The 24,437-nt window shown below is 60.5% G+C and carries 22 protein-coding genes; 11 read left to right on the forward strand and 11 right to left on the reverse strand.

Annotated features, from left to right (window positions below; all coding sequences use genetic code 11):
* Positions 1–265 precede the first annotated feature (265 nt).
* Positions 266–2,455 carry a thiamine pyrophosphate-dependent enzyme gene (locus tag N1037_01350; protein UWS79692.1) on the forward strand — a complete coding sequence of 730 codons (2,190 nt, stop codon included), beginning with the start codon at positions 266–268 and terminating at the stop codon, positions 2,453–2,455.
* Positions 2,452–3,495 carry an ACP S-malonyltransferase gene (locus tag N1037_01355; GenBank protein ID UWS79693.1) on the forward strand — a complete coding sequence of 348 codons (1,044 nt, stop codon included), beginning with the start codon at positions 2,452–2,454 and terminating at the stop codon, positions 3,493–3,495. The genes N1037_01350 and N1037_01355 overlap by 4 nt, the downstream gene beginning before the upstream one ends.
* Positions 3,496–3,721: 226 nt before the next feature.
* On the opposite strand, the gene N1037_01360 is transcribed toward N1037_01355, so the two are convergent.
* From N1037_01360 to N1037_01370, 3 genes are all read right to left on the reverse strand, one after another.
* Entirely contained in the window at positions 3,722–5,410 is a 1,689-nt protein-coding gene (locus N1037_01360) for a DUF427 domain-containing protein (protein UWS79694.1), read from the reverse strand.
* 236 nt (positions 5,411–5,646) lie between these two features.
* Positions 5,647–6,348, reverse strand: a complete 702-nt coding sequence (locus tag N1037_01365) for a hypothetical protein (GenBank protein ID UWS79695.1) — start codon at positions 6,346–6,348, stop codon at positions 5,647–5,649.
* Positions 6,320–6,613 (reverse strand): hypothetical protein, encoded by a 294-nt coding sequence (locus N1037_01370; GenBank protein ID UWS79696.1) that lies wholly within the window; start codon positions 6,611–6,613, stop codon positions 6,320–6,322. The genes N1037_01365 and N1037_01370 overlap by 29 nt, the downstream gene beginning before the upstream one ends.
* Before the next feature lie 251 nt (positions 6,614–6,864).
* On the opposite strand from N1037_01370, the gene N1037_01375 reads away from it, so the two are divergent.
* From N1037_01375 to N1037_01390, 4 genes are all read left to right on the forward strand, one after another.
* Positions 6,865–7,341 carry a hypothetical protein gene (locus tag N1037_01375; protein ID UWS79697.1) on the forward strand — a complete coding sequence of 159 codons (477 nt, stop codon included), beginning with the start codon at positions 6,865–6,867 and terminating at the stop codon, positions 7,339–7,341.
* A gap of 139 nt (positions 7,342–7,480) precedes the next feature.
* Positions 7,481–8,098 (forward strand): ribonuclease HII, encoded by a 618-nt coding sequence (locus N1037_01380; GenBank protein UWS79698.1) that lies wholly within the window; start codon positions 7,481–7,483, stop codon positions 8,096–8,098.
* Between the two features lie 111 nt (positions 8,099–8,209).
* Positions 8,210–9,313 carry a site-specific DNA-methyltransferase gene (locus N1037_01385; GenBank protein ID UWS79699.1) on the forward strand — a complete coding sequence of 368 codons (1,104 nt, stop codon included), beginning with the start codon at positions 8,210–8,212 and terminating at the stop codon, positions 9,311–9,313.
* Positions 9,314–9,510: 197 nt separating this feature from the next.
* Positions 9,511–10,899: an adenylate/guanylate cyclase domain-containing protein gene (locus tag N1037_01390; protein ID UWS79700.1), complete on the forward strand. Its 1,389-nt coding sequence runs from the start codon at positions 9,511–9,513 to the stop codon at positions 10,897–10,899.
* Positions 10,900–11,228: 329 nt separating this feature from the next.
* Here N1037_01390 and N1037_01395 read toward each other — a convergent pair whose 3' ends face one another.
* Together N1037_01395 and mutY are read right to left on the reverse strand one after the other, a co-directional pair.
* Positions 11,229–12,365 carry an alkane 1-monooxygenase gene (locus tag N1037_01395; GenBank protein UWS79701.1) on the reverse strand — a complete coding sequence of 379 codons (1,137 nt, stop codon included), beginning with the start codon at positions 12,363–12,365 and terminating at the stop codon, positions 11,229–11,231.
* Between the two features lie 130 nt (positions 12,366–12,495).
* Entirely contained in the window at positions 12,496–13,599 is a 1,104-nt protein-coding gene (gene mutY, locus N1037_01400; GenBank protein ID UWS79702.1) for an A/G-specific adenine glycosylase, read from the reverse strand.
* An 84-nt stretch (positions 13,600–13,683) separates the two neighbouring features.
* On the opposite strand from mutY, the gene N1037_01405 reads away from it, so the two are divergent.
* Positions 13,684–14,211: a DciA family protein gene (locus N1037_01405; GenBank protein UWS79703.1), complete on the forward strand. Its 528-nt coding sequence runs from the start codon at positions 13,684–13,686 to the stop codon at positions 14,209–14,211.
* Entirely contained in the window at positions 14,208–14,879 is a 672-nt protein-coding gene (locus tag N1037_01410) for a DsbA family protein (protein UWS79704.1), read from the forward strand. Before N1037_01405 ends, N1037_01410 begins: the two co-directional genes overlap by 4 nt.
* A 90-nt stretch (positions 14,880–14,969) precedes the next feature.
* Here N1037_01410 and lpxK read toward each other — a convergent pair whose 3' ends face one another.
* From lpxK to N1037_01435, 5 genes are all read right to left on the reverse strand, one after another.
* Complete coding sequence (lpxK, locus tag N1037_01415; GenBank protein UWS79705.1) at positions 14,970–15,968, reverse strand: tetraacyldisaccharide 4'-kinase; 999 nt, start codon at positions 15,966–15,968, stop codon at positions 14,970–14,972.
* The gene (locus N1037_01420) at positions 15,955–17,139 is read right to left on the reverse strand and encodes a 3-deoxy-D-manno-octulosonic acid transferase (GenBank protein UWS79706.1); all 1,185 of its coding nucleotides are present in this window, start codon (positions 17,137–17,139) and stop codon (positions 15,955–15,957) included. The genes lpxK and N1037_01420 overlap by 14 nt, the downstream gene beginning before the upstream one ends.
* 40 nt (positions 17,140–17,179) lie before the next feature.
* Complete coding sequence (locus N1037_01425) at positions 17,180–17,986, reverse strand: 3'(2'),5'-bisphosphate nucleotidase CysQ (protein ID UWS79707.1); 807 nt, start codon at positions 17,984–17,986, stop codon at positions 17,180–17,182.
* Complete coding sequence (locus tag N1037_01430; protein UWS79708.1) at positions 17,973–19,319, reverse strand: TldD/PmbA family protein; 1,347 nt, start codon at positions 19,317–19,319, stop codon at positions 17,973–17,975. Before N1037_01430 ends, N1037_01425 begins: the two co-directional genes overlap by 14 nt.
* A 123-nt stretch (positions 19,320–19,442) precedes the next feature.
* Positions 19,443–20,963 carry a DUF2125 domain-containing protein gene (locus tag N1037_01435; GenBank protein ID UWS79709.1) on the reverse strand — a complete coding sequence of 507 codons (1,521 nt, stop codon included), beginning with the start codon at positions 20,961–20,963 and terminating at the stop codon, positions 19,443–19,445.
* A gap of 142 nt (positions 20,964–21,105) precedes the next feature.
* Here N1037_01435 and N1037_01440 point away from each other — a divergent pair, with 142 nt between their 5' ends.
* The 3 genes from N1037_01440 to N1037_01450 all read left to right on the forward strand — a co-directional run bounded on the left by N1037_01440 (position 21,106) and on the right by N1037_01450 (position 23,765).
* Positions 21,106–21,855: an SDR family oxidoreductase gene (locus tag N1037_01440; GenBank protein ID UWS79710.1), complete on the forward strand. Its 750-nt coding sequence runs from the start codon at positions 21,106–21,108 to the stop codon at positions 21,853–21,855.
* Positions 21,852–22,466, forward strand: coding sequence for an enoyl-CoA hydratase/isomerase family protein (locus N1037_01445; GenBank protein ID UWS79711.1), 615 nt, complete (start codon positions 21,852–21,854; stop codon positions 22,464–22,466). The genes N1037_01440 and N1037_01445 overlap by 4 nt, the downstream gene beginning before the upstream one ends.
* A 102-nt stretch (positions 22,467–22,568) precedes the next feature.
* Positions 22,569–23,765: a TIGR03862 family flavoprotein gene (locus N1037_01450; protein UWS79712.1), complete on the forward strand. Its 1,197-nt coding sequence runs from the start codon at positions 22,569–22,571 to the stop codon at positions 23,763–23,765.
* Positions 23,766–23,810: 45 nt separating this feature from the next.
* Here N1037_01450 and N1037_01455 read toward each other — a convergent pair whose 3' ends face one another.
* A complete protein-coding gene (locus N1037_01455) occupies positions 23,811–24,404 on the reverse strand; it encodes a glutathione S-transferase family protein (protein ID UWS79713.1) in 594 nt (197 codons plus the stop codon).
* Positions 24,405–24,437 lie beyond the last annotated feature (33 nt).

The raw sequence follows: 24,437 nt of genomic DNA on the forward strand, positions 1-24,437 counted from the left end.
GCATTTTGATCCTTGTGTTGGAATGATCGGTCCGCTGGCGGCATCGCACCCTGTTTCCAGGGTTGATGAGTTGCCCGATGATGAGGCGCTCTGGTGACAAAAAGAAACTCACCACCGTTCATGGCGATCCAAGGCTGGCAGGTCAAGCTGTAGGGGCACGACAGTCCAATCCATGCCAAAATTGCATGAATTGGGCTGATAATCTCATTGGAATTCATGTCTGGTTTGCCTGATAACTGGGACGAAACAGACAAAGGGATAGCCAATGGACCGCGCTCAGATCGTGCATCAAAACTTCCTGGATCGGGTTGCCTCCGGCGCCCTGCCGCAGGGCGCGGCGCCAGCGGCGGGGCTGGCACCTGAGCAGGCGGTGGGGATCTACCGGGCACAGGTGCTGAGCCGGGCGTTGGATATTACCAGCCGGGCGATGCAAAAGGCGGGCCAGGGGTTTTATACCATCGGCTCTTCCGGGCATGAGGGCATGGCGGCGGTTGCCCGTGCGCTGCGCCCCGATGATATGGCGTTTCTGCATTACCGCGATGCCGCCTTTCAGATTTCCCGCGCCGATCAAGTGCCGGGGCAACGTATTGCCTGGGATATGCTTCTGTCCTTTGCCTGCTCATCTGAGGACCCAACCTCGGGCGGGCGGCATAAGGTGCTGGGGTCCAAGGCGCTGATGATCCCGCCGCAGACCTCGACCATCGCCAGCCACCTGCCCAAGGCGGTAGGTGCTGCCTATTCCATCGGTGCTGCCAAACGCCATGCGCCCGAACATCAGCTCATGCGCGACGACAGCATTGTCATGTGTTCTTTTGGCGATGCTTCTGCCAATCACTCCACCGCGCAGGGGGCGATCAATACGGCCGGCTGGACCTCGGTGCAGTCAACGCCGCTGCCGCTGTTGTTTGTCTGTGAGGACAACGGCATCGGCATTTCGACCAAGACACCCCAGGGCTGGATCGAGACCTCGATGCGCGCCCGCCCCGGCATCAAATACTTCAAGGCGGACGGGCTGGACATCTACGCGGCCCATGCGGTGGCACAAGAGGCCGCCGATTATGTGCGCCGCCGCAAGAAACCCGCCTTTTTGCATCTGGGCACTGTGCGGCTCTACGGTCATGCCGGCGCGGATGTGCCAACGACCTATTTGCCCAAATCCGAGGTCGAGGCAGACGAGGCCAATGATCCGCTGCTGCATTCGGTGCGCCTGTTGGACCAGGCCGGCGCCTTGCCCCGGGCAGAGGCGCTGAAGATCTACACCGAGACCTGTGCCCGGGTGGAACGTATCCGCGCCGAGGTGGTGACACGTCCGCATCTGCAAAGCGGTGCCGATGTTGCGGCCAGCCTGATCCCGCCCACCCGCGCCTGCGCTGCCAGCAATGGACCCAGCGCAGCGGACCGCGCCACTGCCTTTGGCGGTGACATGCGGGCTATGTCCGAGCCGCAGCCGATGTCACGGCTGATCAACTGGGCGCTGACCGATCTGATGCTGGCGCATAGCGAGATCGTCATGATGGGCGAAGACGTGGGCCGTAAGGGCGGCGTTTACGGTGTTACCCAAAAGCTGCACCAGCGCTTTGGCCGGGACAGGATGATTGATACGCTGCTGGATGAGCAGTCGATTTTGGGACTGGCCATTGGCATGGGGCACAATGGTTTTGTGCCGATGCCGGAAATTCAGTTCCTGGCCTATCTGCACAATGCCGAAGACCAGCTGCGCGGCGAGGCTGCAACCCTGCCGTTTTTCTCTAACGGTCAATTCAGCAACCCGATGGTGCTGCGCATTGCGGGCCTGGGCTATCAAAAGGGTTTTGGTGGCCATTTCCACAATGACAACTCATTGGCGGTGTTGCGCGACATTCCGGGGATCGTGATTGCCTGCCCTTCGGATGGGGCAGAGGCGGCGATGATGCTGCGCGAATCCGTTCGACTGGCGCGTGAAGAACAGCGGGTGGTGGTTTTTGTCGAACCAATCGCGCTCTACCCGATGCGGGACCTGCACGCGGCCAAGGATGGCGGCTGGATGCGGACCTACCCAGCCCCTGATCAAAGCATCGCTTTGGGTGAGGTGGGGCAGCATGGGGCGGGGACGGATCTTGCCATCGTGACCTATGGAAATGGGCGCTATCTGTCGACCCAGGCCCAGGCCGAGCTGGAGGCGCGGGGTATAAAGACCCGCATTGTTGATCTGCGCTGGCTGGCGCCACTGCCGGCAGAGGCGCTGCTGCAAGCGACCAAGAGCTGCAAACATGTGCTGATTGTCGATGAATGCCGCACCACTGGCAGCCAATCCGAGGCGCTGATGGCACTGTTTACGGAGGCCAGCGACCGCCCTGCCGCGCGCATCGCCGCCGAGGATTGCTTCATCGCCACCGGCCCGGCCTATGCCGCAACGCTGCCCTCAAAAGACAGCATTCTTGCCGCAGCCCTGGACCTGGTAGGAGCAAAACCATGACCCGCACCGCCGTTCTGATCTGCCCCGGCCGGGGCACCTATAACAAGCCCGAGCTGGGCTATCTGCACCGCCATCACGCTGATAAGGCGGCGCTGTTTGCGGGCTTTGACGCGGCGCGGGCTGCATTGGGCCAGGAAGAGGTCACCGCTTTGGATGGGGCAACGCGGTTTTCGGTAGGGAAATACTCGCGCGGGGATATTGCCTCGCCGCTGATCTATGCCAGCGCTTTGGCGGATGCGCAGTCACTGGCGGAGGATATCGAGGTGGTTGCGGTCACTGGCAACTCCATGGGCTGGTATATCGCGCTGGCCGCTGCCGGGGCGCTGTCAGCGCAGGATGGGTCTGAGTTGGTGAACACCATGGGGACCTTGATGCAGGAGCATCTGATTGGCGGACAGCTGGTCTATCCCTTTACCGGTGATGACTGGCGCCCAGATCTGCAGCGCAAGGCAGAGCTTTTGGCGCTGGTGGCGCAGATCAACGGCCGCAGCGGGCATGTTCTGGCGCTGTCGATTGATCTGGGGGGGATGCTGGTGCTGGCCGGAGATGACGCTGGCCTGGCTGCCTTTGAGGCTGCGGTGCCGCAAATCGCAGATCGTTTCCCCATGCGGCTGGCCAACCACGCCGGATTTCACACAGCGCTACAGGCGCCGGTGGCTGCTGAGGGGCGCAAACGCCTGGATGGCGCCATGCTGACGCAGCCCGCAGTGCCGCTGGTGGATGGGCGCGGGGCAATCTGGCAGCCGGGGTCTACTGATCTGGCCAGTCTTTGGGACTATACCCTGGGGCATCAGGTGGTGGAGAGCTATGATTTCACCCGCGCAGTGCAGATCGCAGCGCAGGAATATGCGCCGGATCTGTTTATCGTCACCGGCCCTGGCACCACGCTGGGTGGGGCTGTGGCGCAATCGCTGGTGCATCAGGATTGGCGGGGTATGACGGACAAGGCGGCGTTCAAGGCGCGGCAGGCAGAAGAGCCGCTGTTGATCTCCATGGGGGATGATAGTCAACGATCTGTGGCGACTGCTCCTGCTTCGTAGGTAGGCTGTGGCTGCTGTCTGGTTTGAGATGGTCAAACCAGTCGGATCAGGTAAGCGGACAGCCTGACAGGCAAGGGGGGGGCTCCCGCGCGCCGGGCCTGTTTTACTGACGCAAAACCACCCGGCCCTTGGGCCCGGCGCCGCCCGTTCCGGGCGGCGCGCCAGCACCTGCGGCAGGCGGTGCGCCTTGTGATCCCGTCTATTTTGGGCAACTTCAATTGCGCAGCTATTTGATGACTTTGGCGGGAACGGGCGGTGGGCCACCTGGTTCGGGCTGGGGCTTACGGTCTGGCGCGGTGAGGAAGGGCGCGAGAGCGTAGCTTTCGACTGGTTGGCTGACATTGTGCAGGCTCAAGGCGCCGAGAGGTGTGGCGTTTTGGCAGGAGCCTGGCAGCGAGTTCTGGCTGACCACGATCTGATGGCCCAGCGTCTTGCCATAGTCGCCAAGGCGGGCCGCGATATTGGCAGCCTGGCCAATGACGGTGAAATCCAGCCGCTCCCGCGAGCCGACATTGCCATAGGTCACGGTGCCATAGGCAATACCGCTGGCACATTTGAGTTCAGGCAAGTCATGCTCGGCTGCGACCTCCGCCAGAGCCGGGACAATACTGCGGGCGGACTTCAGCGCCTGGGCACGGGCCTGATCTGCATCCTGCCCGCTCTCCTCGCCGGCGGGAAACACTGCCAGAACCGCGTCGCCGATGAATTTCAGCACCTCGCCGCCATTGTCATGCACGATGGTGGAGGCGGTGTCGAAAAACGCATTCAGCAGCTTGATATAGTCATGCCGTCCCAGCTGCTCCTCCAGCAGGGTCGAGCCACGCAGATCGCAGAACATGATGGCGGCGTCGATCTCATCGCCTTCGCCGCGGCGGATCTTGCCGCCCAAAACCCGTTCACCGGTGCGTTTGCCCACATAGGTTTCCAGCAGGGATTGGGCGTTTTCGCGCTGCATGAAGACCTCATAGTAACGGGCCACCACGGCGGAACATTCAAAGATCAGACCCAGATTGGCGGTAGAGAACCCATTCGGGTGATCCGAGGCCACGGTGAGCACATTGATTCGCCCATCCGAGAAGGGCAGCGGCATGGCGACATAATCCGTTGCCCCGGCGGCGCGCAGATCGCTGAGGATGGGGAAGGCATCGTCGCTGTCTTCGGTGTCGATGCGATGGCGCACACCCCCCAGACCTTTGGAGACATGGCGCAGCGGACTGGCATTATAAGAGGGGTGCTCGTAGATTTCATAGCTGGGCGCGTAGGTCGTCACCTCATCTGTGGCCTTCTGCCAGATGAAGTTTTTCCCCGCGATTTGTGGGTGCAAGGACCAGGCCAGTACCGATAGGCGCGACAGGTTCACGCCTTGCTCAAGCAGCTTTTCAGCAAAGGCCTTGGTAAACTCTGCTGGGGTGGGTAAAAAGGCAGCCTCACGCAGCAGCCAGTCGACCAGCGGACCGGAGATATTGCCATATTCAGGTGGCGCAATCTGATTCGAGCCAAGGTCGATCAGGGTGTCAGGATCAGAGACGAAGCCCACATGGCCTGCGATCTGCGAGGCCTCTGGCAGGGTGTTCTCATAGATCCAGACGGCGTTGTCGACGCGACCATCCTCTAGTTTCAGGTCATGGTAGCAGGCGGTGCCTTTGAAGGGGCAGAAGGTCTGCAGACCAACTTTGTTGGAGAGATCCACCACGAGATCATCGCGCGGAATGTAGATGGTTGGCTGTACCCGGGTTTCATACATCACCCGCGCGCGGGTGCTTTTGGCCAAAAGGCAACCACCGCGCCGCACCTGAACCTCGCCGCGCAGGGGCTCGACCAGAATGCCATAGCCATGATTTTGCGGGCCGCGATTCTGTGGCCCGGTACTGTTGGGGCCGGCACTGTTGGGGGGAGGCGGAACATGTGCGTTCATTCGGGGCGATCCTCTTGTCCCCCCGACGTCCGAGAGGCCTGTTGAGCCCCGGACGCAACGAGAGACACCCCAGGGCGCCTCCCACAGGGAGGCAGCCCTATATGTGGGGCTTTGGAGGTGAATATCCAGTGGCTGGAAGGATCATCTGTGCACAGGGGATGTGTTTTGCTGCCAAATCCACCCCGGCTCGCCAAGTTGTGACCAGCACTTGGCGCGCCCAGACACAGGCAGGCAGGTCAGACCATGCGGATGACGTCCTTGCTGATCGCCAAGACATAGCCGCGTTTGGCAATGTTTTTGACCAGAAGTTCGCTCACCATCTGGTTGCCCAGAGTGTCGCGCAGCCGCTTGATCCGGGTGGCACCGGCGGCCTCTTCGCAATCGCTGCTGTGCTTGCCGGAAATCACCGCCTCGATCTCGGCGCCTGACAGCACGTCATCATCCATCCGGGCCTCGGCCAGGGCAGAGAGTGTCTCCATCGCGGCGGCGGTCAGTTTGAACCCCATGTTGTTGAGGTAGACAGTGTGTTCCTCGCGACTGATCAACAGCTCGGTCACCTGAATACCCGATCGTTCGATCTGGGCCATGCGGCGGTTGAGCAGCAAGAGCATTGCCAGCACCACCAGAGCGACAATCATCATGGCGGTGGCAAAGACCAAGAGCACAAAAATCACCACCCGGTAGCTGGCCAGGGTATCGGCAAAGGCGGTGCCGGATTGGGCCAGGATCTCCAGCAGTTTGATTTCGGCCTGGGCGGTCAGGTCGTTTTCGACAAAGAGCTGTTCCACCCGTGCGTTAAAGGCATTGGCATCGGGCAGCGCCAGCAAAAGCACCGTGCCGGTGATGGCCAACAGGGCGGCGATCAGGGCGATGCCAAAGGCGATGATACGGCTGCCTGCTGTGCGGGCCTCAGAAACGGAGAAAATAGGATCCGGCATTGGCCTTCCTTTGTTGCAGGCCTTCGGGACCAAAGATCGCCATCACATTCAACAGGGTCCAGCCGGAGGCCGCAAGGCGGGACTGGATTTCCCCCTGCGCGGCGGCCTTGTTGCAGGCGCCCCGGATCTGGATCACCCCGTAATGCAATTTCAGCGGGTTGTTCTGCTTGGCCTTGTAATCGGCATAGCAATCGGCGGCCTGTGCGGGCGCAATCTGCGCCAACAAAGCAAAGCATATCAGCGGTATGGCAAGGGCGTGTTTCATCTGCACACCCTGCCCTGAAAGCTGGATGAAATTCAATAACAACAGCCGTTTGTCCCATCGGTTATTCGATATCATGGCGCTGTTATTGCCTGTCTGAGCGGTGTTGGCCGAGTGTGAGGGTGCAGATTTTAATCCCGCCAACATCCCTGCCATTACCCCTGCCGACATCACGGCAGACATGGCTGAAACACAGCGGGTTGCCGCCCTATCAGGCGGCGCAACCAGACAGTAACACAATAGGAACCAATCCGATGACCCAGAGCACTCAGCCTAAACAACACCGTAAATTCATCGCCGTCATTCTGGCCGCAGCACTGGCCATCACCGGGGCCTCCTCGGGGCCTGCGCGGGCCGGGGATGACTTTGGAAAGGTGGTCGCAGGACTGGCGGTTTTGGGCATCCTGGGCGCGGCAATTCACGATCACAACACGCGGGACCACCGCCGTGGGACTGTGACCCGGCCGCATCGCCCAAATCCAACGCCGCATCCCCGTCCGCTGCCGCCGCGCTTTGGTCGCTATGATCTGCCGGCACAATGCGTGAAGTATTTTCCCAACTTCCGAAATGGCAAAACCCTGGTGGCGCGCGGTTGCCTGCAACGCAACTACAATCAGGTCCGTTCCCTGCCGCAAAGCTGCAAGGTGACCTTCTGGAACGGTCGGAAAAATCGCACCGCTTACAAGCCCCGGTGTCTGAACAAGCATGGCTACCGCCTGGTCAATCGCTAAGGGGCACGCTGAAAAGTGACCCAAGTGCAACACGTCGAGCAGACTTGAGGGGGCCTTGGCCCCCTTCTTTTTGTGCCTCACAGCGGGTGGCTTGCGCCGAGAGCTTGCAAAACGGGATGATTTTGGGTCTGACAGGGACATGGAACAGCCAGACAACAGCCTAGAGATCGCCGCCCATGAAAAGGGCTATTTGAGGATTGCCGGAGTCGATGAGGTGGGCCGGGGGCCGCTTGCCGGACCCGTCACGGCGGCGGCCGTGGTCCTGGATCTGGCGCAGCTGCCTGAAGGGCTGAATGATTCCAAAAAGCTGAGCGCAAAAAAACGTGCCGCCCTCGCCGCAGAGATCTGGGCCAGTGCCGAGGTTTCCCTCGCAGAGGCCAGCGTTGAAGAGATTGATTCCATTAATATTCTCCGCGCCTCGCATCTGGCGATGGAGCGCGCGGTGGCGGCCTTGGACCCGCCCCCGGATTACCTGCTGATTGACGGCAATATGATCCCCCGCGACCTGACAATTGAGTCGGAAGCAGTGGTCAAAGGAGATGGCAAATCAGTCTCGATTGCAGCCGCCTCGATCGTGGCAAAAGAGGCACGCGATTTGCTCATGGTGGATTTGGCGCAACAGTTTCCAGGATATGGATGGGAGCGCAACGCCGGATATCCTTCAAAGCAACACCGGGAGGCCTTGGTCGAATTGGGGGTGACACCACATCATCGGCGCTCATTCAAACCTGTACACAAGATATTGTATCAAGAGTGAACCGTAGAGGGCTGATCTAAAAAACAAATTGACCTCGAATCCCGGATGACTCATCCTGTGGATAACCAAAATGAGCGCAAAAATGCGCCGAGTGGTTTTGAGGCAGAGCAAATGACTAAAACAATGACGAAGGGCGCCGCGGCGCTTCCTTTAAACACGATTATTGACGGCGATTGTATCGACGTGATGGCCGGGTTGCCGGACAACTCTATCGATCTGATCTTTGCGGACCCCCCCTATAACCTGCAATTGAAGAACCAGTTGCACCGGCCCGACAATAGCAAGGTCGATGCGGTGGATGATCATTGGGATCAGTTCTCCAGTTTTGCGGCCTATGACGATTTCACCAGCCGCTGGCTGCACCAGGCCCGCCGGATCCTGAAGCCAAACGGCGCGATCTGGGTGATTGGGTCTTACCACAACATCTTCCGCGTCGGCACCGCGCTGCAGGACGAGGGCTTCTGGATTCTCAACGATGTGGTCTGGCGCAAGTCCAACCCAATGCCGAACTTCCGCGGCAAGCGTTACACCAACGCCCATGAGACGATGATCTGGGCGTCGAAATCTGAAGGTGGCAAATATACCTTCAACTATGAGGCGCTGAAGGCGCTAAACGAGGGCATCCAGATGCGCTCGGACTGGGTGCTGCCGATCTGCACCGGCCATGAGCGGCTAAAGGACGAGAACGGCGACAAGGCGCACCCGACGCAGAAACCGGAATCCCTGCTGCACCGTATCCTGGTTGGCTCAACCAACCCCGGTGACGTGGTTCTTGACCCCTTCTTTGGCACCGGGACCACTGGCGCTGTGGCCAAGATGCTGGGCCGTGAATTCATCGGCATCGAGCAGGAAGAAAGCTATCGCAAAGTGGCCGAAGAGCGGATCAAATCCGTGCGCAAATTCGACCGCGAAGCGCTGCAGGTCTCGACCAGTAAACGTGCCGAGCCGCGTGTGCCCTTTGGCCAGCTGGTGGAACGTGGCATGCTGCGCCCCGGCGATGAGCTGTATTCGATGAACCAAAGACATAAAGCCAAGGTGCGCGCCGATGGCACGCTGATTGGGGACAATGTCAAAGGCTCGATCCATCAGGTGGGGGCACATCTGGAAAACGCGCCCTCCTGTAATGGTTGGACCTACTGGTGCTTTAAGCGCGATGGCCAGACGGTGCCCATCGACGTGTTGCGCCAGCAAATCCGGGCTGAAATGCAGAACTAGCCCGCCCGACTGTTTTCAAACTTATCCAAGTTAACCACCGGTCCCCGAGCCTGCGTCACCCAATGTGGCGCGGCCTGAACATGGGGACCGCACCTTGCCCCGCCTGTTAGGCGGGGTTTTTTCGTGTTGCCTGCCAGCTGGAGGATGTATGTTGCCGAGGGACTGCCTATCTAGGGCACAGAAATAGGGATTTCCTGATGACTGACTCTGCTCTGATTCCGCCCAAGTCCAGATTGAATGATTTGTATCGGGTGACAGAGGTCGAAGACACTCCAGAGACGCAATATGTCTTGGCGGCGCTGGAAAACCACAAGCGTGAAGGCTTGGAACTGGCGGTGAAAGCGCGCTGGATTGCGATGACGATCTTTGCGATTTTTGTCGTCTCAGTGCACCCGCATTTTGAAGTCGCCTATCACATCGGCATCATGGCGCTGCTGTGCCTGAATGGCTGGTTTATCCAGCGTGTCGGGCGTGTTGGGCGGTCGCGCCTGGAGCTGTTCCTGATCTTTGTTGATTTGTTTTTGATGACCCTGGGGATGATCGGGCCGAACCCGTTGAGCGTCGATGCGATGCCGCTTGCGATGCAGTACAGGTTAGACAATTTCATCTACTTCTTTGTGATCTTGGCCGTTGGCACCATGGCCTATTCCTGGCGTACGGTGATTGCCATTGGGGTCTGGACCTTTGTGATGTGGCTGGGGGCGACGGCCCTGTCATGGTGGTTTTCCACGCCTGCTCCGGGGCTTACGGAGGCGGCGATTGATGCTTTTGGCGCTGATTCCGATTTGTTACAATTCCTGGACCCCAACAGCTATGTTCCCCAGTTGCGCATACAGGAGGTCATTGTCTTTCTCATCGTTGCAATCACACTGGGGATATCGGCGCGCCGGACCAATACCTTGCTGTTGAATAACGCCGGGCTTGAACGTGAACGCGCCAACCTGTCGCGCTACTTTTCACCCAATGTGGTGGAGCAGCTGTCGCAAAACGATGAACCTTTGAAGCAGGTGAAGATCCAGAGTGTTGCGGTACTGTTCATCGATATCATCGGCTTTACGCGGCTTGCCGCCGGGCGGGATCCGCACCAGGTCATTGCCCTGCTGCGCGGGTTTCATGGCCGGATGGAGCGCGAGGTTTTTCGCCATAACGGCACGCTTGATAAATATCTAGGCGATGGGTTGATGGCGACCTTTGGCACCCCTACCGCCGGAGAACGCGACGCGAGCAATGCCTTGGAATGTGCCTTGGCAATGCAAGAGGCCCTGGCGATCTGGAACCGGGAACGCCGCCGCATGGGCGAGCCGGAAATCCAAGCCGGGATTGGTATCCATTTTGGCGAAACCTTGCTGGGGGATATCGGGGCTAACCGTCTGGAATATGCGGTGATCGGGACAGCGGTGAATGTTGCAGCCCGGCTGGAAGAGATGACCCGGAGGCTAAAGACGCCAATTGTCATGAGCGATGCCCTGCGGCTGCAAGCTCAGCTGGAACATCCCAACTCTGAGATAACCCAGGGCTTTGAATGCCACCCAGAGCAAGAAGTGCGCGGTCTGGATGAGACGATGAAGGTTTGGGCAAAGCGCTAATTGACTTGCAGCCATGGGGTGCGCAGTAAGTTAATGTAATACCGCAACTGAGAAACCCCATGTGTCTAATTGGCTGCTTTCACGGCGCCAATGAAAATTCCCTTGGTTGTGTGAGTGGTGTTAAGCTTTTTTAAGGGTTGCATGCGTCAGTATGCCATTGTTGCAGTGCAGCAAGGGAGTTGTCTGTCCAAACTCACTTCCGACCTGTGCCTCATTGAGACCCTTGCCAAGGGTCTTTTAAAGAACACTGACCCTTGGGCCGGTCAGTGTTCTTTTTCCGTTTCAGACCCTGGCACCCTGGCACCCTGGCAGGATGAAGGGGTTTTCTCCTAGGCGCGCGGCATGGGGGTTTTGGCCTTGTTGTAGCTGCTCCAGTCGGTGATTTCGGGGTAATACATCTGACGCCAGCGCCGTACCCTTGGGTTCATCACCCGGCGCCACAGGGGTGGGATCATTGCCGCCACCGTCATCACCGGATAGCCATAGGGCAGTTGCGGTGCATCCGAGGGGGTATAGTTCTGCAACAAGGGAAACCGCCGATCCGGCCGGTAGTGGTGATCCGAGTGGCGTTGCAGGTTGATCAGCAGCCAGTTTGAGGCCTTATGAGCGGCATTCCATGAGTGATGCGGGCGGACATGTTCGTATTTCCCCTCACCCAGGTGTTTGCGGGTCAGCCCGTAATGCTCCACGTAGTTGACCAGCTCCAGCTGCCAGATGGCAACGCCGGCCTGCACCAGGAACAGTACCAGACCGGTTACACCGCCAAGCAGCAGCGCCAGAATCAGCATGGTGATCTGCAGCCCCCAGTAGCGGAAGAATGGGTTCTTGGCATGGGTCCAGGGCAGGTTCTTTTTGGCGAGCTTTTCACGTTCAGCCCGGAAGGCGGACTGCCAGCATTGCCGCAATACACGCGGGTAAAACCGGTGAAAGCCCTCGTTATAGCGGGCAGTGACGGGATCGCGGGGGGTGCCGACATAGCGGTGATGCACCAAAAGATGCTCTGAGCGGAAATGCGAATACAGCACCATGGCCAGCAACAGATCAGCCAGGCTGCGCTCCAGTCGGTTGCGCTGATGCATCAGCTCGTGGCTGTAGTTGATGCCGATGGTTCCGGTGACCACACCGACGCCAAAAAACACCCCGAACTTTTCCAGTCCAGACAGATGGCCGGCATCGCTGACATACCAGATCAGGCCAAACAGGGTGAGAAACTGAAGCGGCACCCAGGCGGTGGTCAGGCTGCGATACCAGACCAGATCCTCCTCCGGTGTTGCCGGGTCTGCATTTTCAAGGTTGAGCCCTAAAACGCCATCCAGCACCGCAAACAGATACCAGGTCACCAGCGGCGGCAGCAGAATGATCCAGCCGCCAAACAGGGCGGCGGCCCAGATCAGCGGCAACAGCAAAAAGGAGAGCCAGAAGGGCAGGGCGGATTGCCAGCGCGGCAGAATATCAGCGGCGATCATCAATCAGTCTCCAAAATCAGTGGCCTAAATCAGGCCTTGTGAGATGGGCTGAGCCTAGGCCCGTTTTATGCGAAACCCAAGGGGGCTGAGCAGCGACCAAAGGAGACAGGGTGCAGGGCTCTGCCTTGCCTTACCGGTCTTTGCCCGGATTGAAATCCGATCCGGCCCACAGATCAAATACCTTGCGCATCACTGTCGGCAGATCCTGGGGGCGAAAGTCATGCCGCGACAGCAGCTCCTGCCCCGGCAATAGGTTATGTCCCGTGGGCAGCTCTGCCAGCTTGACCTGCAGGATCAGGTGGAAATGAGTGAAGGTATGGCGCACTTCGCCACCCAGATCCTGCCACTCCGCCGCAAAGGGCGGGCGCGGTGCTGGGGCCGCGTTCCACTCCGATCCGGGCCAGCCCAGCATGCCCCCCAACAGCCCCTTGTCGGGACGGCGCTCCAACAGCCAGGCGCCATCGGCACTGCGGGCCAGATAGGCCACACCCAGCCGCGTTGGCTTGGGCTGCTTCGGGGTCTTCTTTGGCAGCTCGGGGGCGGTTCCGGCAACCCGGGCCAGGCACGGGCTGCGCCAGGGGCAAATGCCGCAGGCAGGATTTTTAGGGGTGCAGATGGTGGCGCCCAGATCCATCACCGCCTGGGCATAATCGCCGGGACGCAGGGGCGGCGTCAGGAGGCCGGCCTGCTCTTTTAGCACCGGTTTCACCGCAGGCAGTGGATCATGGATGTCATGCAGCCGTGCCATCACCCGCTCCACATTGCCGTCGAGCACCGTTTCGGCACGATCAAAAGCGATCGAGGCTATGGCGGCGGCCGTATAGGGGCCAATGCCAGGCAGTTTCAGCAGCGCCTCATAGCTGTCAGGAAAGCAGCCATCCCGATCCTGTGCGACCACGCGGGCGCATTTCAGCAGGTTGCGGGCACGCGCGTAATAGCCAAGGCCGGCCCATTCGGCCATCACCTGGGCGTCCTCAGCAGCGGCGAGATCCTGCACGCTTGGCCAGCGCTGGGTAAAGCGTTGAAAATACTCCGTGACGGCGGCAACCGTGGTCTGCTGCAGCATCACTTCGGAGAGCCAGACCCGATAGGGATCGGGGCGCTGGCCACGGGCGCGATCCGCCGGAGTGACCCGCCAGGGCATCGCACGGGCGTTGTGGTCGTACCAGGTCAGCAACTGCTGGTTCAGGGCAGAGCTGTCCTCCACTTCTGGGGTTTTGTCCAAATCACGCATTCTTTACCCCTTGCTATCGTTGTTTTGATGACCACGTTACAACGACCCTTTACAATAGGGGGACCAGTCACGCAAAACCAGATTATGGCATTCAGACGCAGTACAACACGCGGGTTCTCCCGCACCTCCCGGCTCCTGTCGGATCAGATTCGCAAGGCAGGCGAAAGCCGCGGCTTTGCGGTGTCGCGTCTGCTCACCCATTGGGAGGAGATTGCCGGGGCTGATATTGCGGCGATTGCCCGGCCAGTCAAGGTTGGCTATGGGCGCAGTTCCTTTGGCGCCACCCTGACGGTGCTGACCAATGGCGCCAATGCGCCAATGCTGGAAATGCAAAAGGAACGGCTGCGGGAAAAGGTGAACGCGGTCTACGGCTACAATGCCATCTCCAAGGTTTGGATCACCCAGACCGCCCCTACCGGGTTTTCCGATGGCCAGGTTGAATTCACACATGCCCCCAAGGTGCAAAAGCTGGCGCCGGTTGATCCCCAGGATCAGGCCGAGGCCGCCCAGGCTGCCAAAGGGGTCGAAAACGACGATCTGCGCGCCGCGCTAGAACGATTGGGGCGCAATGTGCTGACAAAAAAGAAAACTGAACGAAAGAGGTATGAATGACCCGTCTTATGTCTGGTGTTTTTGCTGCGGTGGCGCTTGCTGCCGGGGCCTATGCGGTCAACGGCTACAACAGCCAAACCCGCCTGCCCGATCTTCCCCTGGTGGGGGCTGCCTCTGCACAAGAGGCCGAGGTTGACACCTCGACCATCACCGAAATGGTCATCGGTGCCGAAGATGCTCCCGTCACCCTGATCGAATATGCGTCCTACACCTGCATTCACTGCGCCAATTTCCACAAGGGCGTCTATCCGCAGCTGAAGGAAAACTACATCGACACCGGCAAGGTCAAACTGATCTACCGCGAGGTCTATTTTGATCGCTACGGTCTCTGGGCGTCGATGATTGCGCGCTGCGGTGGGCCTGAAAAATTCTTTGGCATCAGCGATCTGATCTATAAAGGCCAGTCCGATTGGACCCGCGCAGGTGGTGCAACTGAGGTCATCGATGCGCTGCGTAAAATTGGCGGTATTGCCGGGCTGGATAAAGACAGGGTTGAGGCCTGCCTGCAGGATGGCACCAAGGCACAGACACTGGTGGCCTGGTATCAGGAAAACGCGACGGCGGATGGTGTGGAATCGACCCCCTCTTTTGTCCTGAACGGCACCAAGGTCGCCAATCAGTCCTATGAGCAGTTCAAGGCCCTGATCGACGCCGAGCTGGAAGACTAAAGCGCTTTTATCAAAGTGACTATGCCAAAGCCCGGGGGAAACCTCGGGCTTTGTTTTTTAGTGCTGTAGGGTGGTATCCTTGGCAACCCGCTAAGGCGCCGGGGCAATTGCCTTGAGCTGATCCATCAGCGCCTGATCATTGGCGATCTTCAGTCGCACCGGCAGGGTGATCACCTTATGGCGGAAACTTGGGGGCAGGCGCACTGCGTCTTTTTCTGTGGTGACCAGCTGAGCGCCGCGCATCTTGGAGTCGGCCTCCAACCGGGTCATCAACGCGGTGGACAGCGGCTGGTGATCATCCAGCGCCTCGGCGTGGATGATCCGAGCGCCAAGGCCGCGCAGGGTATCAAAAAATTTTTGCGGATGACCAATGCCCGCAAAGGCAAGAACCGGTGTGTCCTTCCAGGGCATCCCCGTCTGCAGCGGCTCCAGCGCGGCCTGGACATGGGGCAGGTCTTGCAGGCTGGGCGACCACTGAGCGGCAAAGCGCGCTTGGGCGGCTGCATCACCGATGGAAAGCAGCAGATCCGCCCGGCGCAGGCCAGGCTGCACGGGCTCGCGTAGGGGGCCGGCGGGCAGGCAGCTACCATTGCCAAAGCCGCGGGTGGCATCCGCCACCACAATCGACAGATCCTTGATCACACTCGGGTTTTGAAACCCGTCGTCCAGCACAATAACCGTGGCGCCCGCCGCCTCGGCGGCTTTGGCCCCTGCGGCGCGGTCGCGGGACACCCAGACCTCACCAAAAGCAGCCAGCAGCAAGGGCTCGTCGCCGCACTCCTGTGCCCGGTGGGTGCTGGGGTCAACTGCCACCGGTCCCTGCAAGGTGCCACCATAGCCGCGTGTGATCACATGTGGATCATGACCCAGGGCCCGCAGTGTCTCCAGCAGCCAGATCACGGTGGGCGTTTTGCCAGTGCCGCCGGCGTTGAGATTGCCGACACAGATCACCGGTACGCGGGCCTGGTACCCAGGCCGGCGCAGTCGTCTGGCGGTGGCGGCGGCGTAGACCCAGCCCAGTGGCGCCAAAACCAGGCGACGCAGATCAAAGGCTTGCGGGGGTTTGTTCCAGAACTCAGGAGGTCGCATCTTGGTCCTCGCGCAGGTCCAGGATGTCCTGAACTCTGTCTATCAGCTGATCGGTCATTTCTGCGCCTTCGGTCACTGCGGTCCAGCCGGCCAGTGCCCGTTTGGCCGCCATGTCCGGCGCGGAGAGATGAATCACCATCTTGGCCAGTGCCTGGGCGGTTTTGACCTGCTGCGTCGCCTTGAGCGGTGCAAGCTGGTCATAAATTACCCTGTGATGGCCGGTGCCCGGCCCGTGCAGAACAACCGATCCCAAAGCCAGCGCATCCAGTGGGTTTTGCCCCGGCATATCCTGAATCAGGCTAGAGGCGAGCAGGGTAATCGGGGCGAGCCGGTACCAAAGCCCCAGGTGGGCGCTGTCTGTGATCAGGATTTGGGTGTAGTCGTTGAGCTCTTCCCCGGCGTCCCAATCGGCGCATTGCAGACCACTGGCCTGCACTAGGTTTCGGGCGCGGGCGCGGCACTCGGGGTTGTCCAGGGCGATAACCAACAGCATCCGATGCAGCAGTCGCAGCGCGGTGCGATGTGCGTCCAGTAGGGCGGGCAGTTCCTCCAGCTGTGCGCGGGCCGCCAGCCAGACGGGGCGACTGCCAAGATCCTGTTGCAGGGTGCTCAGCGCCTCCTGATCGCAGCCCGGCGGCACGGTGGAAAGCCGCAGGCGACTGGTCAGCAGGACCTGCTCTGGTGACATCTGTCCGCCGCGTAGCAATTGGCTTTGTACGGATTTTGAAGGGGTGAAAACCGCATCAAAGGTGCTAAAAATGCGATGGCGCTGATCTGGTAGCCAGCGCAGCTTGCGGGCGGGCATTTCGCTGTCCAGAATATCCACCAACAGCGCAGAGCCTCCCTGCTCGCGCAGCTGGCGCAACAGCCCCCGGCGCAGGTCGCCGCCGGCCCAGAGGCACAGATCGGGACGCCAGTGGCTGAGAAAGGCCTTGGCCTCGCTGGTTTGGTCACCTGGTAGCGGTCCGAGCATAAAATCACAGCCGTCAACCCCGGGCACCGCGCCCATTTCGGCTTCCCAGGTGGCCAGGACCACCAGATCCGGGCGCATGGCCTTGAGCCGCTGACCAATGTCACAAAGTGCCAGAAAGCGCTCAATGCTGGTGGCATGCACCCACAGAATTTCTCCCGCAGGTCGGGCAGGTGCGGCGAATGTTTGCGGCTCTGTCATTGTTGCCCAGTCATATCTGCTGCGAGGAGGCCATTACCGGTCATTGCCCTGCAATGCCGGGACCTTTTGGGTCCAGGGCCTGCAGCAGTTCAAGATGCGTTGCAGGGGTTGCGGCGACAACCCCGTCCAACAGGGGCGTTGGATTGTTGAACAGCAAAGGTTTGTTCAACCGGTCGCTGATCACCCCCCCGGCTTCGCGCAGGATGAGATCACCAGCGGCAATATCCCATTCCCAGCTGCGCCGCAGGGTCAGCATGGCGCTATAGCCACCATCCGCCACCCGGGCCAGCCGATAGGCCAGCGATGGGCGATAACTGCGGTGAAAGGCGGGTGCGGCGCCTCCCAGCCAGTGCTGCGATGCTAGGTTTGGCTTGGCGGTGAGCACCTTTGTGGTATTCAGCGCCGCAGGCGCCGCCACACGGATGGGGGCGCCATTGCAAAAGGCGCCGCCGCCCTTGGCAGCGGTATAGAGCAAATCCCGTTGCGGCAGATAGATCACCGCCGCAGTGATCTCACCACGATCTGCCACCGCCAGGGAATGCGCCCAGGTGGCAGAGCCTTCGGCAAAGCTGCGGGTGCCATCAATAGGATCAATGATGAAAACCCGGTCTTTGCTCAGCCGGGCGGCGCTGTCCTCGCTTTCCTCAGACAGCCAGCCGTAGTCAGGCCGCGCCTGTGGCAGCATGGTTTCGAGCATGGCATTGACCGCCAGATCGGCCTCTGTAACCGGGCCCTGGCCGTCGGGTTTTTCCCAACGCTGCGCGGTGGGTCCAGAGTATTTGAGCGCGATTTCACCCGCGGCCCTGGCGGCCTGGATCAGGAGCGTGAGGTCTTCAGCTGCCGGCAAGGGTCATTCCTTCGACCATGAGCGAGGGCACCACCCGCGACAGGTAGCTGCGGGCGTCATTTGCCGGGGTAAGTGTTTTCAGCATGTCCCGCAGATTGCCCGCGATGGTGCATTCATTCACCGGATAGGCGATTTCGCCGTTCTCGACCCAATAGCCCGAGGCCCCACGTGAATAATCGCCGGTATTGGGATTGATGGTCGAGCCAATGAGCGATGTCACCAGCAGACCGGTGCCCATGCCTGCGATCAGCTGCTCGCGGCTGTGCTGGCCAGGGGTCAGCGCGATGTTCCAGTTCGACGGTGACGGAACAGAGCCAACACCCCGTGCCGCATTGCCGGTGCTTTGCAGGCCCAGTTTACGGGCCGAGGCCAGATCCAGGGTCCAGCCGGTCAGGACACCATCCTGAATGATGGCGCGTTGCTGGGTGGGCAGGCCTTCACCGTCAAAGGGGCGCGACCCGGAAATCCGGGCGCGATGCGGGTCCTCGATGACGGACAGTGTTTCTGGCAGGATCTGTTCGCCCACCGCGCCCTGCAACCAGGAGGATCCACGGGCGATGGCGGCGCCATTGGCGGCGGAGAGCAGATGGCCAATCAGCGAAGACGAGACCCGTTCGTCAAACAAGACCGGGTAGCTGCCGGTCTTTGGCCGACGGGCGTTGAGCCGCGCTACGGCGCGCTCACCTGCGAGGCGGCCAATGTCTGTCGCGCTGCGCAGGTCGTTCTGAAAAGTGCGGGAATCGCCATCATAGTCGCGCTCCATCCCGGCGCCGGTTCCGGCAATCCCGGTGCAGGACAGCGACCGGCCGGTGCGCTGGTAGCCGCCGGCAAAACCATTGGAGGTGGCCAGATAGATGCTGTGGTGCCCATAGCTGGCCCCTGCTGCCTGCACCTGGCTGATGCCCTCAATGGCGGCGCAGGCGGCTTCGGCTGCCAGCGCATCCTGTTGCAGGGCTTCTGGTGCGGGCTCGGCGCTGGGATCGCACAGCTCCAGCGCGTCCAGATCCCAGTTCTGGGCCAGCTGATCGGCGCTGGCCAGACCGCTATAGGGATCCTCGGGGGCCTCGCGGGCCATGGCCACGGCGCGTTCGGCCATGGCGGTGAGGGTTTCCGGGCGACTGTCAGAGGAGGACACCTGCGCCTGACGCTGACCTACAAAGACCCGCAGCCCCAAGTCAGTGCCTTCTGAGCGTTCTGCATGCTCCAGTTTGCCTTCGCGCACCTCGATGCTGAGAGAGCGGCCCTCGGTGGCCATGGCATCGACGGCATCTGCGCCGGCACGTTTGGCGGCGTCAATCAGGGCGTGGCAAAGCGCTTGGGGAGACTGGGTCATGGGCACCTACTGAATTTGGATTGCAACAAGAGCTAGCCAGACCGGCGTGCTGCCGCAAGGGTGTGGCACAAAAAAGGGCCGCGCGGGGCGGCCCTGATTGCCTATTTTTTGCCGAACAGGCGCTTATTTGATGCGCTGACCATTGGCGAGGATCTGACCATCCTCGGAGACCTTGATTTCCGATGTCAGGGTGTCTTCACCTTCGCCGGGAACGCCAAACATGCCCATCATCATCCGCGCGCCCATGGCATCGCTGTCGCTGACCAGTCCCATTTTGATCAGGTTGTCGATCAGGCCATTGGCCCCTTCCAACTTGATATTGGCGGTGCCATCGGGGGCAGGCATACCATCAAAGGTCACCAGGTCTTCGTTGTTGAAGGTAAAATCACCGGTGCCGGTCAGCTTGGCGCCAGCGGCGGTTACCAGCAGTTGCTTGATGGTGACGGCGTTGAATTCACCCGGTTTTTGAGCGCCACGTTCCATGGCTTTCATCGATTCTGGGTCGAACATGTCAAACAGCAGTTTGCCCTTGCCGGCCAGATCCAGCACAATTGTTGCCGGATCATGTGGCAGGGTGCCGGTGGGATCAACCATGCCCCACAGCATGTCAGGAACCGCAAAATCACGCAGGGTGATGCCAAGGCCAAAATCCTGCTCTTCGTCAGACTGGCTTACTGGCATCAACAGTTTGAAGCCGGCTTCCGCCATGGTGAGTGCCAGCGGGAAGGGGATTTCCGACCCGGAGACATCTACCGAGATATCTTTCTGACCAACGTCATAGGACAAACCGTCCTTGCTCATGGTGACGCCAAAATCGCCGCCCGCAGAGGTGCTTTGCATGTCAAAGCTGTCAGATCCGGTCACCGAAATGGCACTATTGCCGCCGGTATAGGCGAGCTTTGCATCAATGCTCAGACCCGCCTTGATCAGGTCAGCCATCTCAGGGCTGTCCAGACCGGATGGAATGGTGCTGACGGCCGTGCCTGTGATGTCGCTCATGCTGCCTGTGATGGTGCCGGCGTCGTCGGAATCCGGGTCTTGGAAAGCGATGTCATAGGCCAGTTTTGCCATCGACTGGGTTTGAGTATAGCTACGCTGACCATCAATCTGCATCACAGTCTTGGCGACCATATCGTTGATCACCACGGAGGCTTTCAGGGCATCCGCAGGCATCTCTTTGCCGTCGCCGATGATTTGGCCCAGTGTCAGGCTGGCCTGACCAATCGCATAGTCATAGGTCATAGCAGAGGTATCACCCGAGACCACCATTGGGCTGCCGTCATGGGAATACAGGATCTCAGCCGAGAATTTTTCGCCGTCATCTTCCCCGGCAAAGGTCATCGGGAAATCTTTGGGCAGCATCACATTGACTGTGCCATCACCATTCTCGACAAACTGGATCTCGGGCATGGTCACGCCGCCGGTGCCGTCCTGTTCGGGCATCGGCATTGTCATCGAGATATCGCTGACGGTGAGCACATTGCCGGACTGGCTTTCGGTGCCGGTCACGGTGTAGCCCGTGCCTGTCATATAGGCTTTCCAGTCCGACCAGACATCCTGGGCGCTGACGTCAGCAAATGCGCCTTGGGCGGAGATAATCAAAACCGCAGCAGCGCCCGTGCCGCGCGCGAGGGAAACTGTCATAGGATAACCTTTCTGCATATAAGCAAATACAATGGCCCATATGGTCAACTGCATGTCTTTACCCGTCAAGGTGCCAAGGGCTGGACCGTTCCCCCTAAGCAGTTTACCACATTTGGAATTAGAGGACTTGGAGATTTAGCTGATGGATATCAAGGGCAAAACAGTTGTCATCACCGGTGCCAGCCGTGGCATCGGGGCGGATGCGGCGCGCGTTTTTGCGCAGGCAGGTGCCAATCTGGCCTTGCTGGCAAGGAGCACCGATAGTCTGGCAGCCCTCGCTGAGGAGCTCGGCGGAAACACGCTGGCCTTTGCCTGTGATGTCTCTGAACCCGCAGCGGTTGCAGCCGCACTGCAAAAGGTACATGCGGATTTTGGCAGCATTGACGTCTTGATCAACAACGCTGGCATCATCGATCCGATCGCCCGAATCGAAGATGCTGACCCGGCGGCCTGGGGCCAATTGATGGATATCAACATCAAGGGCGTTTTTAACGGCATCCATGCGGCCTTGCCGTTGATGAAATCGGGGAATGGCGGCACCATCATCAATATCGGCTCCGGTGCGGCCTATAGTGCGCTCGAAGGCTGGAGCGCCTATTGCACCTCAAAGGCGGGTGTTTTGATGTTGACCAAGGCCCTGCATCTGGAGGAGGCCAGCAACGGTATTCGCGTACTCAGCCTGTCGCCCGGAACCGTGGCCACCGAGATGCAGCGCAAGATCAAGGCCAGTGGGATTAACGCAGTTAGCCAGCTTGACTGGAATGACCATGTGCCAGCGGAATGGCCCGCCAAGACCCTGCTGTGGATGTGCAGCTCGGATGCGGATGAATTTCTCGGCGATGAGGTCTCATTGCGTCTCGACCTGATCCGTCGCCGGGTGGGCCTGCTATGATCAATCTTGATATATCCGAGGCGGGGCTTTGGACCGTCACCATTAACCGGCCGGAAAAGGCCAATTCGCTGACCTCAGATATGCTGGAAGAGCTTGTCGATATCGCGACCAGGGCGCAGGCGGCGCGCGGGTTGATTCTTACCGGCGCTGGCAAGGTCTTTAGCGCAGGTGCCGATCTGGACGAGGCCCGCGCCGGGCTGGCGACCTCCACCGTTTGGGAACGCCTCTCGGCGGCGCTGGCGGCGGTTCCCTGTCTCAAGATCGCGGCGCTGAACGGCACCCTGGCGGGGGGCGCCAATGGCATGGCGCTGGCCTGCGATATCCGTCTGGCGGTGCCTGGGGCAAAGGTCTTTTATCCGGTGATGAAGCTCGGCTATCTGCCCCAGCCTTCGGATGCCGGGCGCATGGCTGCGCTGATCGGTCCGGCCCGCACCAAGATGGTTCTGGCTGCTGGACAAAAGATCGAGGCGCCAGAGGCCTGCGCCTGGGGGTTGGTGGATCGGCTGGTCGAGCCAGAGGATCTGATGGCACAGGCGCAGGCCTTGCTGGCGGATTCGCTGGCGGCCAAGCCTGAAATCGCCACGGGTATCCTGGAGATGTGCCAAAGCTAAAGGACCGCTGCGCGGGCCTCGTCTTTTGTATGGTCCTTCGTTAGGTGCGCAGGCAGAGAGCCCTCCTGAAATCAGGAGGCCAATAGCGGGAAAGAGGCCGGGATGGATCAGGAACGGGTATGGGATGCGGTGGTGATCGGTGGCGGGCCTGCGGGGCTGATGGCTGCCGGTGAGCTTGCAGTCCAGGGCCATAGGGTGCTGCTGGTTGAGGCCAAGCCCTCATTGGGGCGCAAATTCCTGATGGCGGGGAAATCCGGGCTGAACCTGACCAAGGATGAGCCCCTAGCGCAGCTGTTGCCGCATTTTGGCGCTGCCGCTGCATCCTTGGCGCCGATCATTGCGGCGTTTGACGCTGCCGCCATTCAGGACTGGGCGCGGGGCTTGGGTCAGCCCCTGTTCACAGGCTCCACCGGTCGGGTCTTCCCTGAAAAAATGAAAGCCTCGCCGCTGTTGCGCGCCTGGTTGGGTGAGCTGGATAAACTGGGCGTGACCCAGCAGACCCGCTGGCGCTGGACCGGTTGGCAGGGGGCTGATCTGTGTTTTGACACCCCTGACGGGGCGCAGCAGGTCAAAACGCGCTGCACGGTGCTGGCGCTGGGCGGCGCCAGCTGGGCGCGGCTGGGCGCGGACGGGAGCTGGAGCGAAATTCTTGCGGCGCAGGGGGTTGGCCTGGAGCCATTCAGACCGGCCAATGCGGGCCTACTGGTCGATTGGTCTGCGCACATGCAGGGGCAGTACGGCCAGCCAGTGAAAGGCGTGAAATGGCAGGCAGGCAGCAGCGCGTCGCGCGGTGAGGCGGTGATCTCGGCGCGTGGGTTGGAGGGCGGCGGGATCTATACCGTCAGCGCTGCGGTACGCGATGGCGCGGATCTGCGCGTGGATTTGCTGCCGGATCTATCCGCTGCAGAAATCACCAAGCGCCTGTCGCGCCCCCGTGGCAAGGCCAGCCTGGCCAATCATCTGCGCCGCAGCTTGAAACTGGGGGCAGCCCGCACCGCCCTGTTGCAGGAATTTGGCCGCCCGCTGCCGCAGGATCCAGCCAGTTTGGCGAAGCTGATCAAGGCGCTGCCGGTGAACCATGCGGGCCTGCGTCCCATGGATGAGGCAATCTCCACCGCTGGCGGGCTCAGTTGGGCAGAGCTGACGCCGGATCTGATGCTGGCCAAACGCCCCGGTACATTTTGCGCCGGAGAGATGCTGGATTGGGAGGCCCCCACCGGCGGCTATCTGTTGACGGGCTGTTTTGCCACTGGCCGTTGGGCTGGCCAGGGCGCCGCGCGCTATCTCGCGGCCCAGTAACAGGCCCAGTCGCAACTGGGTCGGCACGACTGGGCCGGGGGGCGGCTATGTCTTGGTGAGGGCCGCAACCCGCTGATGCGCCGCCCGCCCACGCATGGCCTTGCCGTAGTCCAGCATCGCTTGGCTATCCACTGGAAACTTGGCGCCAAAGGCCCAGCTCAGGCAATGGGTCAGAACGATATCCGCCAGGGTGAAGTGTTCCCCCATGACAAAGGGGCCTTTGATCAACGGCGCGATTCGGTTGAGGTTGCGATTGAATTCCCACATCAAGCTGGGTTTCACATCAGCCACGCGCTGGTCCTTGGGCAGGGCAAAGCTGTGCCGCGCGGCGGTCCACAACACCGCGTCCAGCTCATCCAGAAACCGCTGGGTCATGGCATCTTGCTGGGCCCGCGCCAGCGTACCGGCCGGCGCTGTGAGGCCCCCGTGTTTGTCCGCCAGATAGGTGATGATCGCGGTGGAATCGGTCAGCACCGCGTCCCCCTCAATCAGGGCAGGCACCTTGCCCGAGTCCGTTACTTCCAGGATCTCGGGGCTTTGTGGCAGGGCCGGGATCAGCTCATAGGGCTGGCCCAGTTCTTCCAGGGCCCACAGCACCCGAAAGCTGCGTGTCATAGGTGCGCCGACAACTGTATACATGATGGTCTCTCCCTCTTGGACGTTGGCGCCAAG

This window comes from Phaeobacter sp. G2, assembly GCA_025163595.1.
GTDB lineage: Bacteria > Pseudomonadota > Alphaproteobacteria > Rhodobacterales > Rhodobacteraceae > Pseudophaeobacter.

Excerpts from the sequence above, each read along its gene's own strand:
- N1037_01350 (UWS79692.1), top strand. The coding sequence starts at position 266 with ATGGACCGCGCTCAGATCGTGCATCAAAACTTCCTGGATCGGGTTGCC.
- N1037_01355 (UWS79693.1), top strand. The coding sequence starts at position 2,452 with ATGACCCGCACCGCCGTTCTGATCTGCCCCGGCCGGGGCACCTATAAC.
- N1037_01360 (UWS79694.1), bottom strand. The coding sequence starts at position 5,410 with ATGAACGCACATGTTCCGCCTCCCCCCAACAGTGCCGGCCCCAACAGT.
- N1037_01365 (UWS79695.1), bottom strand. The coding sequence starts at position 6,348 with ATGCCGGATCCTATTTTCTCCGTTTCTGAGGCCCGCACAGCAGGCAGC.
- N1037_01370 (UWS79696.1), bottom strand. The coding sequence starts at position 6,613 with ATGAAACACGCCCTTGCCATACCGCTGATATGCTTTGCTTTGTTGGCG.
- N1037_01375 (UWS79697.1), top strand. The coding sequence starts at position 6,865 with ATGACCCAGAGCACTCAGCCTAAACAACACCGTAAATTCATCGCCGTC.
- N1037_01380 (UWS79698.1), top strand. The coding sequence starts at position 7,481 with ATGGAACAGCCAGACAACAGCCTAGAGATCGCCGCCCATGAAAAGGGC.
- N1037_01385 (UWS79699.1), top strand. The coding sequence starts at position 8,210 with ATGACTAAAACAATGACGAAGGGCGCCGCGGCGCTTCCTTTAAACACG.
- N1037_01390 (UWS79700.1), top strand. The coding sequence starts at position 9,511 with ATGACTGACTCTGCTCTGATTCCGCCCAAGTCCAGATTGAATGATTTG.
- N1037_01395 (UWS79701.1), bottom strand. The coding sequence starts at position 12,365 with ATGATCGCCGCTGATATTCTGCCGCGCTGGCAATCCGCCCTGCCCTTC.
- mutY (UWS79702.1), bottom strand. The coding sequence starts at position 13,599 with ATGCGTGATTTGGACAAAACCCCAGAAGTGGAGGACAGCTCTGCCCTG.
- N1037_01405 (UWS79703.1), top strand. The coding sequence starts at position 13,684 with ATGGCATTCAGACGCAGTACAACACGCGGGTTCTCCCGCACCTCCCGG.
- N1037_01410 (UWS79704.1), top strand. The coding sequence starts at position 14,208 with ATGACCCGTCTTATGTCTGGTGTTTTTGCTGCGGTGGCGCTTGCTGCC.
- lpxK (UWS79705.1), bottom strand. The coding sequence starts at position 15,968 with ATGCGACCTCCTGAGTTCTGGAACAAACCCCCGCAAGCCTTTGATCTG.
- N1037_01420 (UWS79706.1), bottom strand. The coding sequence starts at position 17,139 with ATGACAGAGCCGCAAACATTCGCCGCACCTGCCCGACCTGCGGGAGAA.
- N1037_01430 (UWS79708.1), bottom strand. The coding sequence starts at position 19,319 with ATGACCCAGTCTCCCCAAGCGCTTTGCCACGCCCTGATTGACGCCGCC.
- N1037_01435 (UWS79709.1), bottom strand. The coding sequence starts at position 20,963 with ATGACAGTTTCCCTCGCGCGCGGCACGGGCGCTGCTGCGGTTTTGATT.
- N1037_01440 (UWS79710.1), top strand. The coding sequence starts at position 21,106 with ATGGATATCAAGGGCAAAACAGTTGTCATCACCGGTGCCAGCCGTGGC.
- N1037_01445 (UWS79711.1), top strand. The coding sequence starts at position 21,852 with ATGATCAATCTTGATATATCCGAGGCGGGGCTTTGGACCGTCACCATT.
- N1037_01450 (UWS79712.1), top strand. The coding sequence starts at position 22,569 with ATGGATCAGGAACGGGTATGGGATGCGGTGGTGATCGGTGGCGGGCCT.
- N1037_01455 (UWS79713.1), bottom strand. The coding sequence starts at position 24,404 with ATGTATACAGTTGTCGGCGCACCTATGACACGCAGCTTTCGGGTGCTG.